General features: G+C 34.4%; 8 protein-coding genes. 6 read left to right on the top strand and 2 right to left on the bottom strand.

Annotated elements, in window-relative coordinates:
• Positions 1 to 188 precede the first annotated feature (188 nt).
• A complete protein-coding gene (locus FLA105534_RS19605; RefSeq protein ID WP_173967778.1) occupies positions 189 to 671 on the top strand; it encodes a hypothetical protein in 483 nt (160 codons plus the stop codon).
• 97 nt (positions 672 to 768) lie between these two features.
• Here FLA105534_RS19605 and FLA105534_RS19600 read toward each other — a convergent pair whose 3' ends face one another.
• Both FLA105534_RS19600 and FLA105534_RS19595 read right to left on the bottom strand, forming a co-directional pair.
• Positions 769 to 1,887 carry a GTP cyclohydrolase gene (locus tag FLA105534_RS19600; protein WP_173967777.1) on the bottom strand — a complete coding sequence of 373 codons (1,119 nt, stop codon included), beginning with the start codon at positions 1,885 to 1,887 and terminating at the stop codon, positions 769 to 771.
• Positions 1,888 to 1,940: 53 nt separating this feature from the next.
• The gene (locus tag FLA105534_RS19595; protein WP_173967776.1) at positions 1,941 to 2,918 is read right to left on the bottom strand and encodes a transporter; all 978 of its coding nucleotides are present in this window, start codon (positions 2,916 to 2,918) and stop codon (positions 1,941 to 1,943) included.
• A gap of 126 nt (positions 2,919 to 3,044) precedes the next feature.
• Here FLA105534_RS19595 and FLA105534_RS19590 point away from each other — a divergent pair, with 126 nt between their 5' ends.
• The 5 genes from FLA105534_RS19590 to FLA105534_RS19570 all read left to right on the top strand — a co-directional run bounded on the left by FLA105534_RS19590 (position 3,045) and on the right by FLA105534_RS19570 (position 10,446).
• A complete protein-coding gene (locus FLA105534_RS19590; RefSeq protein ID WP_173967775.1) occupies positions 3,045 to 3,329 on the top strand; it encodes a DUF4834 family protein in 285 nt (94 codons plus the stop codon).
• Between the two features lie 51 nt (positions 3,330 to 3,380).
• Positions 3,381 to 5,840, top strand: a complete 2,460-nt coding sequence (locus FLA105534_RS19585; protein WP_173967774.1) for a YfhO family protein — start codon at positions 3,381 to 3,383, stop codon at positions 5,838 to 5,840.
• Between the two features lie 63 nt (positions 5,841 to 5,903).
• A complete protein-coding gene (locus FLA105534_RS19580; RefSeq protein ID WP_173967773.1) occupies positions 5,904 to 7,187 on the top strand; it encodes a glycosyltransferase family 4 protein in 1,284 nt (427 codons plus the stop codon).
• Between the two features lie 40 nt (positions 7,188 to 7,227).
• Complete coding sequence (locus tag FLA105534_RS19575; RefSeq protein WP_173967772.1) at positions 7,228 to 8,697, top strand: lipopolysaccharide biosynthesis protein; 1,470 nt, start codon at positions 7,228 to 7,230, stop codon at positions 8,695 to 8,697.
• Between the two features lie 96 nt (positions 8,698 to 8,793).
• On the top strand, positions 8,794 to 10,446 hold the full coding sequence (locus FLA105534_RS19570; RefSeq protein WP_173967771.1) for a mechanosensitive ion channel family protein: 1,653 nt from the start codon (positions 8,794 to 8,796) through the stop codon (positions 10,444 to 10,446).
• The last annotated feature ends 112 nt before the right edge of the window (positions 10,447 to 10,558 follow it).

Here is a 10,558-nt window from a genome sequence, read left to right as displayed (position 1 = left end):
ACATAGAGTAGTCTTTTTGTGTACGCTTTACATAGCGTATTTCTTGAGGTACTTCCATAATGATACTTTTTGTGTATCGCTATTTCAGGACTAGACATGGGAATTATATAAAAGAATCCATTCGTTATACGAGTGGATTTTTTTTATTTGGGGTACTTTTATCATTCAAAATCAGTAAAATATCAATTATGAAAAAAATAATAGTAATATCCATGATAATGCTCGCTGTTTTTATTTCCTGTAAAAAAACGACTGATACCGATCCGGTGCAGATAGCACCAAGTCCGCCAAAAGAAGCTGAGATTGCTGAACCGGCAGGAGATCAATGTTATGCATCAAGAACTCGTAATAGCGTGACTGAGATGAGTCTTAATGTCAATTCGCATCAGGAAGTAAACGGGAAACTAAGTTATAACATATCAGGGAAGGATAGAAACGAAGGAGCTTTGATTGGAAATATGAAAGGTGATACATTAATTGCAGATTATACTTTCATATCTGAAGGAGTTACATCTGTGAGGGAAGTTGCATTTTTGAAGAAGGACGGAGCTTTTATTGAAGGCTATGGTGATGTAATCGAAGTAAACGGGAAGTTCTCTTTTAAAGATAAAAAACAGTTGAAATTTGATCAGAAAAATGTTCTGACTAAAGTAGATTGCAAAGCAGAGTAAGCTCTAATTGTATTAAAAAGAAAAAAAATCCATTCGTTACACGAATGGATTTTTTTTATGGGTAAAATTGTTAACTGAGGCTGATGCTGAAAACTATTTACAAGTATTTTAAATACGTTTTTCTCTGGCAGTGCACTTTTGGGTCGAAATTTTTCCAAAGTAAATGAATGGCTGTATTATCAGCTAATTCAGGGGTTCTGATACAATTTTGAATCCCTTTTTCGGAAAAAGTCTTATAATATTCATCAAAAATAATAGCGGTAACTCCTTTGTTTTGATACTCGGGATGCACTCCAATCAGGTAAAAAACAACATCTTTACTCTTTTTACGGGCTCTTAGTAAATGAATAAATCCAAACGGGAATAATTTTCCTTTTGCTTTCTGTAAAGCTTCAGAAAAGCTAGGCATTACAATACTAAAGGCGACCAGATTATCGTCTTTGTCAACCACAAACTTGATATATTCCGGATTGATAAAGCTGATGTATTTCTTTTTGAAGTATTCTTTCTGAACATCCGAAATCGCTACAAACGAAGCTAATTTAGCGTATGAATCATTAAACAAATCAAACATTTTGTCTACGTGAGGCATGATGTCTTTTGTTTTGGTAAAAGTCAATGAGCGTAAGCCGTATCTTTTTTTGATGAGTTCCTGTGCTTTAAGGAAAAATTCAGGTTTCACGTTTGAAAAAGGAAAGATGCTTTCGAGGTACTCTTTTTCAACCTGAAAACCCAATTGTTCAAAATGTGTGACATAATAGGGATGGTTGTACCATGTAATCATAGTTCCCAACTGATCATAGCCTTCGGTAAGGACCCCAACTTTGTCTAAATTCGAAAATCCCATTGGACCTTCAACATGTTCGAGATTGTGCTGTCTTCCTAATGCATACACTTTATCAAGTAATGCTTTTGTAACCTCAATATCATCGATTGCATCAAACCATCCAAAACGGACTTTTCTTTTATGCTGATCATTCACCTCGGACCAGTTGATAATGGCGGTAATTCTTCCTACAATCTCATTGTCTTTATAAGCCAGATAAAAATAGGCCTCGGCATTTTCAAAAGCAGGGTTTTTAGTTTTATCAAAAGATTCCAATTCATCTGCGATAATAGGTGGCACCCAGTATGGATTGTCTCTATAGAGTGAAAACGGAAATTTGATATAGTCAGTTAATTCCTTTTTGGTTATGGCTTCTTTAATTGTAATCATTAAGATTCTGTATGTAAATAGTGCTCCTTACTGAGCGTTTAGTTATTAAAATTTTATTCGTATTTCGATTTACGTTTACGTTCTTTTGCCTGGTAATCTATTTCTTTTTGTTCTAATTCGTTGTCTTTATTCTTTTTTGCTCTTTCCTCTCTTTTAGATTGTACCTGATTTTCTTTATAACGCCCATCATAACGCCAGGAAACACCAACGCCTCCATACAATATAGAAGGTGTGTTCTTGAAATTAGTACTTACAGATGCGTCAACCTGAAGGTTGGAGTTGATGAGGTAAGCTGCTCCACCACGTACAATAGCATCGCTGTAAAAATCGCTTTTATAGCCCTGATTTTCTACAAAGCCCGACCATTTATCGTTAAATCCATGTGTAAGTGTAAGTACATAGCCGTAGCTCGGGTAGTCTGTTGAAATATAATCGGCAATAATATTGGTAACAAAAACCCATTTCCCGCCACCAAAAAGGTTTTGAGTAATCAACATCACTTTTGGAGAAATACTCGATTGTGGAGAAAATGAATAAGGATTGTCAGCACCCACAAAATTAGCTCCTGCAAAAACAGAAACGGCAGGGATTAACTCGTGCCAGTTAAAGCTGTGATTGGCTTTGTAACTGTAGATGTTAGCTTCTTTTTTGTAATTTTTATAGGGATCGTAAATTAGATATTTGGCTCCTAAAACCGTTTGTCTGAAATTGTTCTTTTTGTAACTTGTATATGGAGTATCAAAATTCTCCATTTGGTATTGTAAATCCACAATAAACTCCAGTTTTTCTAAAAAAGCACCGTAACGAAGAGTCAGATCTGTACCGAAACCACTTGCGTCATAATCGAGCAGATTGTGTTTTTCTTTGATGCCATATACACCAAGTTCTGCCTGTATAACTGATTTTCCAACCGCATAAGCAGACATCGTTTCACCCGGACGGTTTGAATTGATGACATCGGTATACTGCGCGAAAAATAATTGTGGGAATAAACAAAGAGCTACAATAAAAAAGGTTTTATTTTTTAACATACACGTGTTTTTGAATTAAAAAGTAATAACGCATTTCAAATGTACTATATTTTATTATTTATTTAAGATTGATATTTTAATTTTAAACAATGGATTTATTAATTTTGGAAAAAAAATTATATGATCATGCAAGAAGCATCTTTTGTAAATCTGTTTAAAACGATAATGTGGATCATTGCGTTTTATTATATTTTTAAATTTTTAGCACGAATCTTTTTACCGGTATTGGTGAAGAAAGCAGTCGAAAAAGCTGGAGAGAATTTTCAGAGACAACAACAATATAGTCAGGATACTACATGGCAAAAAACACGTACTAATAATGATGAAATTATTATCGATACGGCCAATGCAAAAAAATCCCGTGAAACCAAAAAGGTTGGCGATTATGTTGATTACGAAGAAATAGATTAAATTTGTGACCTAGATTTATAGGATTCATCATTTAACCCAAACCAGCCTAAATTGAAAATAGTAAATAAGTTCTATCCGCATGCCCTTGTTATCCTGGGCTTTATCCTCGTTTCTTTAATTTATTTTTACCCGGTTTTACAAGGAAAACAAATTTTCCAGTCGGATATTGCTCAATATACCGGAATGGCCAAAGAGCAAAACGATTTTAGAGCAGCAGAACATGCTGAACCTTATTGGACAAATTCTGCGTTTGGAGGTATGCCAACCTATCAGTTAGGAGCAAATTATCCAAATGATTTTGTAGGGAAATTAGACGATGCTTTGCGTTTTCTGCCTCGTCCTGCCGATTACTTATTTCTATATTTCTTAGGATTTTACGGTCTGCTGTTAGTTTTAAAAACAGATCCCTTAAAAGCATTTATCGGGGCGCTTGCCTTTGGTTTTTCGACTTACTTAATTATCATTCTTGGCGTTGGACATAATGCAAAAGCGCATGCCATTGCTTATATGCCGCTTGTTATTGCCGGATTTATAATGGTTTTTCAGAAAAAGTACATATGGGGAGGTTTGCTCACCATGTTTGCGGTTGCATTAGAAGTTAATGCCAACCACTTTCAAATGACTTATTATTTATTAATTTTCTTATTGATTCTTTCCACTTATTTTGCGTTTAACTTCATTAAAGAAAAAGAATTTAAACCGCTTTTAACGGCAATTGGTGTTTTGGCGGTAGCCGGAATTTTTGCTATTGGTGCCAATGCTACTAATTTGTTGGCGACCAGCGAATATGCTAAGTTTAGTACACGTAGCAACAGTGAATTGACTTTCAATCCTGATGGCTCTAAAAAGACGAATGAAAATGCTTTGAGCCGTGAATATATCACAGAATACAGTTACGGAATTGCTGAGAGTTTTAACTTAATCGCGCCAAGACTTTTTGGTGGCTCCAATCATGAAAATGTAGGGACTGACAGTCGTATGTATTCGTTTATGATTGAGCAGGGAGTACCATCAGAGCAGGCACAGGATTTCGTGTCCGGAATGCCTACGTATTGGGGAGATCAACCTATTGTTGCGGCTCCTGCTTATATTGGAGTTGTGGTTTTCTTTTTGGCGGTTTTAGCTTTGTTTATTGATGATCGAAAAATAAAATACGTATTTCTTACCGGAGCATTATTTTCATTAGTGCTTTCTTGGGGGAAAAACTTCGCGTTATTGACAGACTTTTTTATCGATTATGTTCCAATGTATGATAAGTTTAGAGCAGTGTCATCAATTCAGGTTATTCTTGAATTGTGTTTCCCTGTTTTGGCTGTTATGGGATTACAATCGTTTTTTAAAGCAAAAGAAGATCCTAAATTGCAACAAAAAGCACTCGTGCAAACGGGAGTTTTTGGATTGGGCGTTATTTTGATTTTAGTCTTTGCTAAGAGTATGTTCCATTTTACAGGAAGTAGTGATAATTATTTCTTAGAAAGTTACGGACCCGCTTTTGTAGATGCGTTGAAAGAAGACAGGAAGAGTTTATATTCTGCTGATTTATTAAGATCAGGTTTTTTTATTGTAGTTACTTTTGGAATCTTGTGGTTGTTCATTAAAAACAAACTGGCTCAAAATACTACTTTAATTATCGTTGGTATTCTAATGATTTTTGATTTGTTCTTTGTGGATAAAAAATATGTTTCGGCCAAAGATTTTGTGAGTCCGGTACAAATTGCAGCACCATTTCAGGAAACACCTTCTGATGTTCAGATTTTAAAGGATACCACACATTACAGAGTTTTTGAAGTAAATGGTAATATGTCCAGTGCACGTGCTTCTTATTTCCACCATTCTTTGGGAGGATATCATGCTGCAAAACCAAGAAGGATGCAACAGTTGTTTGACTATCAGATTGCAAAAAATAATGTCGAAGTTTTAGACATGTTAAATGTCAAATATATCATCCAGACGGATAAAGAAGGAAAAGAGTTTCCGACTATAAATCCAAATGCAAACGGAAATGCATGGTTTGTTAGTGCTGTAAAATTGGTAAACAAACCAGATGATGTAATGAAGGCTCTGGATCATATTGATACTAAAACAGTGGCAGTTTTCAATGTTCACGAGCACGAAAGTAAATTTAAGAATGCCCGAATGAAAAAACAATGGGATACCACTGGTACCATTCAGGTAGTACAATACAAGCCCAACTATATCAAATATAAATCGAATAATGGAAAAGATGGTTTGGCTGTTTTTTCTGAGATCTATTATAAAGATGGATGGAATGCCTATATTGATGGTCAACTAACGGATCATTTCCCGGTTGATTATGTTTTAAGAGCTATGGAAATTCCTGGTGGAGAGCATACAATCGAATTTAAATTTGAACCACAGGTCGTAAAAACTGGTAGTTTGATTACATTGGCAAGTTCAATTGGAATGTTTCTTCTTTTAATTGGAGGGGTTTATTTCGAAAAGTTCTTCCGCAAAGATTCACAAAGAAATCACGGAGATACGCTAAAATAATTTAAAGATCTTTGTGGGATTTGGTGAAAACTTGGTGAATCTCTGTGAAATGAATGAAATCTGATGGAACAAAAAAAACTCTTAATCATTACCTATTATTTTCCACCGGCTGGAGGTCCAGGCGTACAGCGTTGGTTAAAATTTACAAAGTACCTACCGGAATTTGGTGTTCAGCCAATCGTTTATGTTCCTGAAAACCCAACGTATCCAATTGTGGATGAAGGATTGGTTAGTCAGATTTCTGATAAAGTAATTGTCCTTAAAAATAAAATCTGGGAGCCTTATCAATTGGCTTCCATTTTTTCAAAAAATAAAACTAAGAAAATTAGTTCCGGAATTTTCCCGCACAAAAAAAAACAGACCTTTTTAGATAAAACCTTTCTTTGGGTACGAGGCAATTTATTTATTCCGGATGCCCGTGTTTTCTGGGTAAAACCTTCTGTAGCTTATCTCGAAAAATACATCAAAGAGAATAATATTGATACGATAGTTACTTCGGGGCCACCGCACAGTTTACATTTAATTGGTTTGGAGTTAAAAGAAAAGCTGAATGTAAAATGGTTTGCTGATTTTCGCGATCCCTGGACTACAATTGGATATCATAAAGCATTACGCCTGTCTGATTATGCTGCTAAAAAGCATAAAGATCTCGAGCATAAAGTACTGAATAGTGCTGATACTATAATTGTTACGAGTAAAACTACAAAAAAGGAGTTTGAGGCTATCACCAATAAGCCTATTTCGGTGATTACAAATGGTTATGATATCGAGAATGTAGAGAAACAGGCTTTGGATACCAAATTTACTTTGGCACACATTGGATCTTTCTTGTCCGACAGAAACCCTCGATTTTTATGGGAATGTTTGGTAGAATTACTTCAGGAGGTTCCAGATTTTAAGATGCATTTAGAAATTAAACTAATTGGAGCAGTCAGTCAGGAAGTATTAGATGCTATAGGGGAGTTTAATTTGAATGCTTATCTGAATCTTTTGGGGTATGTTTCGCATCATGAGGCAATTGCCCATCAAAAGAAATCACAGGTTTTGCTTTTAATCGAAATTAATTCCGAAGATACCAAAAGTATAATTCCGGGTAAATTATTTGAATATATGGTGTCTAATCGCCCAATAGTCGCCATAGGACCTCAGGGTTCTGATTTTGCCGATATTATAAAAGAAACTAATACAGGAGTATTTTTTGATTATTCTGAAAAAGCGAAGTTAAAAAGTGTAATTTTGGACTTTTATAATCAGTTTTTAGAAGGGAAACTACAAGCCAATGGTGTTGGCTTACAACAATATTCCAGAAAGAATCTAACCAAGCAATTAGCACAGTTGATTAACTAAGCTAATCTGCAATCTAAAATCTAAATTCAGAAATCCAAAAATGGGTATTGTTTTAAATCAGTCTTTCAAAAATACAATTATCACTTACATAGGTTTCGGTATTGGAGCCATTAATACACTTTATTTGTATCCGGTTTTTTTGGGTGCAACTTTTTATGGCTTAACTAATTATGTGACTTCTTGTGCCAATGTGATTATGCCTTTATTTGCGATTGGTATGCAAAATACCTTGGTTAAATTTTATTCACAATATCAAACTGAGGAAGAAAAATCCCGTTTTCTATCCTTTACGGTTTTGTTTCCTTTGCTATTAATAATCCCGCTTTTGCTGATAGGTCTTGTTTTTTATGATGAGATTCTGTTCTTTTTGTCAAAAAAGAATGCAATTGTTAGAAGCTATATATGGTTAATACCTTTTATTGGATTGTGTATGGCATATTTTGAGATTTTTTATGCCTGGTTGAGGGTAAATATGCATTCCGTTTTTGGAAATTTTGTAAAGGAAGTGGGCTTACGATTATTTTCATTATTTCTATTAATAGGTGTTTATTATAATTGGCTTAGCGTTGAAGGTTTTGTATATGCAACAGCAATTTTATATTTTTTAGCATTCCTGATAACCATGTTATATGCATTTAGTATTCAGAAACCAACTTTTCAGTTTACAATACCATCAAATACAAAGGATATATTAGTATACACTTTTTATATTATTTTATCCGGAAGTGTTGCCAATTTGCTTTTGGATGGAGATAAGATGATCTTAAATCAATATATGCAGATTGAAAATATTGCTTTCTATTCTGTTGCTACCTATATTGCTTTGGTTATTTCGGTTCCCAGCCGTGCGATGCATCAGATTGTGTACCCCATTACGGCAAAATTAATGCATGATAACAAACATGATGAGCTGAACCAGCTTTACAAAAAAACGTCAATAAACCTGCAGATTGTAGGTGGTTTTGTAATGCTTTGCATATTTGTAAATATCGGTCAGTTATACGAGTTGGTTCCAAAAGAATACAGTGGTGGAATTGCAGTTGTATTTATGATTGGCTTGTCTAAATACTTTGATCTAATTTTAGGAAACAATAATGCGATTATTTTTAATACTAAATATTACCGTATGGTATTGTATTTAGGATTAATGCTGGTTGCGTTGACCGTAATTTTAAACATGATCTTTATTCCAATTTTTGGAATCTTCGGGTCTGCTTTTGCTACTTTATTATCGATTACTTTATATAGTTTGGCAAAACTGCTTTTTGTGGTTAAAAGGCTTCATTTGTATCCTTTTACTATTCAGACAATATATTCGATGTTAATTACATTTGCATTATTTTTACTGTTTTACTTTTGGGAGTTTCCTTTTTATCAATTGATTAGTATTGTATTGAAATCAATTTTAGTAACCATTTTATATGTTTATCTAAATTATAAGTTTGCGATTTCTCCTGAGATCAATAAGGTAATCGACACTATTTTGAAAAAGATAGGAATTAAAATTTAAAGTGATTTCTGGATAGAAAGCGAAAGTAATTTACAATTGAAGCTGTTTTGTCTTTATATTTGTTAGAAAGGTTAACCAACTTATTGCTGACAGTATATGAAAAATAAAATACTTTGTTTTTTAACAGTTTTTATTACTTTGTTTTCTTCATTGGCTTTTGCTCAGAAAGACAGTTCTCAAACTCCAAAAATAGCCGTTAAGGAAGTAAAACCGAAAGGTTATCCTGTAAAACCTTTTAATGACACACTTTTTTATGTGTACAATAAAGTAGGTTCTTTTTCGCCCGAGAGCAGGGCAAATGCCATCACAGAGAAAATAAAGAAGCTGTACGAAGATTCTTTTTTTGTAGCAGATTCTATTGCTCTTGTTTCTTCAGATATTTCTCAGGATATCGTCTACAATAATGATTTTGTAATCATGTCTGTTTTAGATGTGGATGGAAAAGCTGAAAATCAAACGGCAGATTTTATCGCAAAGCGAAATTTAAATCTGATCAAAAGAGCTATCGTTTATCAGAACGATAATTATTCGATGCTTCCAAAAAGGCTTGGTTATACCGCACTGTTGGTTTTGATTATTGGTTTTGTTTTGTACTTTGTCGGCAAAATTTTCAACAGAGTAAAACTGTACATTCTAAAAAATAGCGACCGTTATTTTAAAGGTTTCAAGTATAATAGTATTAGTATTCTTTCACCTCAAAAGCAACAGTTTTTGCTGATGCGATTGTACGGTGTTATTAAAGCCATTACGCTGATTTTAATCGTATACCTTTCATTACCCTTATTATTTAGTATTTTCCCCGCTACAGAAGCTTATACGACGACCTTGTTGCGTTGGATTCTTTCGCCGGCAAAACTTGCGGTTATGGGCTTTGTTGGCTTCCTACCAAGTTTAGTTACTATTGTAGTTATTGTTATCATTTTTAAATATTCGATAAGGGTTATCAAATTCTTTTTTGATGAAATTAAAAAAGAGAATATTAAAATTGATGGTTTCTACAGTGATTGGGCGATGCCGACTTTCAATATCATTCGCTTTTTGATGCTTGCTTTTATGCTGGTCGTTTTATTTCCGTATTTGCCGGGGTCGGATTCTCCTATATTTAAAGGGGTTTCGGTATTTGTAGGTATTTTGTTTTCATTAGGATCTTCCAATGCAATTGCCAATATGGTAGCAGGATTGGTTATTACTTATATGCGTCCGTTTAAAATTGGAGATTTTATTAAGATTGGCGATGTAAGTGGAGAGGTAATTGAAAAAACAGCATTGGTTACCCGAATCAGAACCCCTAAATTTGAGGATATTACGATACCTAATGCCACCGTTTTGTCGAGTACTTCTACCAACTTTTCGGCGAATACCAAAGAGGTAAATAACGGATTGTTGATTCATACCACGGTTACAATTGGTTATGATGTTCCCTGGAAAGACATTCACAAAGCATTGATTGAAGCTGCTTTAAAAACAGAAATGACGGAGCAGACACCGGCACCTTTTGTCCTGCAAACAGGTCTCGAGGACTTTTATGTTGCGTACCAGATTAATGTCTATACCAAAATGCCTACGAAACAGCCTCTCATTTATTCGTCCTTGCATCAGAACATTCAGGACTCCTTTAATGCTGCCGGAATCGAAATCATGTCTCCGCATTACAGTGCATTGCGAGACGGGAATACCACAACAATTCCGGAGAACTATTTGAAAAAAGATTATGAAGCGCCTTCTTTTAATGTTAAGAATAGAGAATAGAGGAGCGAAGGAAGAGATTATAGAGCTAAGAGAGTGTGGAGGAGTGAATATAGAGTATAGAGTATAGAGTATAGAGTATAGAGTATAGAGTATAGAGTATAGAGTATAGAGT

Origin of the sequence: Flavobacterium collinsii (assembly GCF_902804485.1) — a bacterium.
Taxonomy (GTDB): Bacteria; Bacteroidota; Bacteroidia; order Flavobacteriales; family Flavobacteriaceae; genus Flavobacterium; species Flavobacterium collinsii.
The sequence above is the reverse complement of the archived record's forward strand: the minus strand, read 5'-3'. Positions and strand labels throughout refer to the sequence as shown.

Bases quoted from the DNA above. Each gene is read 5' to 3' on its own strand.
- FLA105534_RS19600 (WP_173967777.1), bottom strand. From the start codon at position 1,887: ATGATTACAATTAAAGAAGCCATAACCAAAAAGGAATTAACTGACTAT.
- FLA105534_RS19595 (WP_173967776.1), bottom strand. From the start codon at position 2,918: ATGTTAAAAAATAAAACCTTTTTTATTGTAGCTCTTTGTTTATTCCCA.
- FLA105534_RS19605 (WP_173967778.1), top strand. From the start codon at position 189: ATGAAAAAAATAATAGTAATATCCATGATAATGCTCGCTGTTTTTATT.
- FLA105534_RS19570 (WP_173967771.1), top strand. From the start codon at position 8,794: ATGAAAAATAAAATACTTTGTTTTTTAACAGTTTTTATTACTTTGTTT.
- FLA105534_RS19580 (WP_173967773.1), top strand. From the start codon at position 5,904: ATGGAACAAAAAAAACTCTTAATCATTACCTATTATTTTCCACCGGCT.
- FLA105534_RS19575 (WP_173967772.1), top strand. From the start codon at position 7,228: ATGGGTATTGTTTTAAATCAGTCTTTCAAAAATACAATTATCACTTAC.
- FLA105534_RS19590 (WP_173967775.1), top strand. From the start codon at position 3,045: ATGCAAGAAGCATCTTTTGTAAATCTGTTTAAAACGATAATGTGGATC.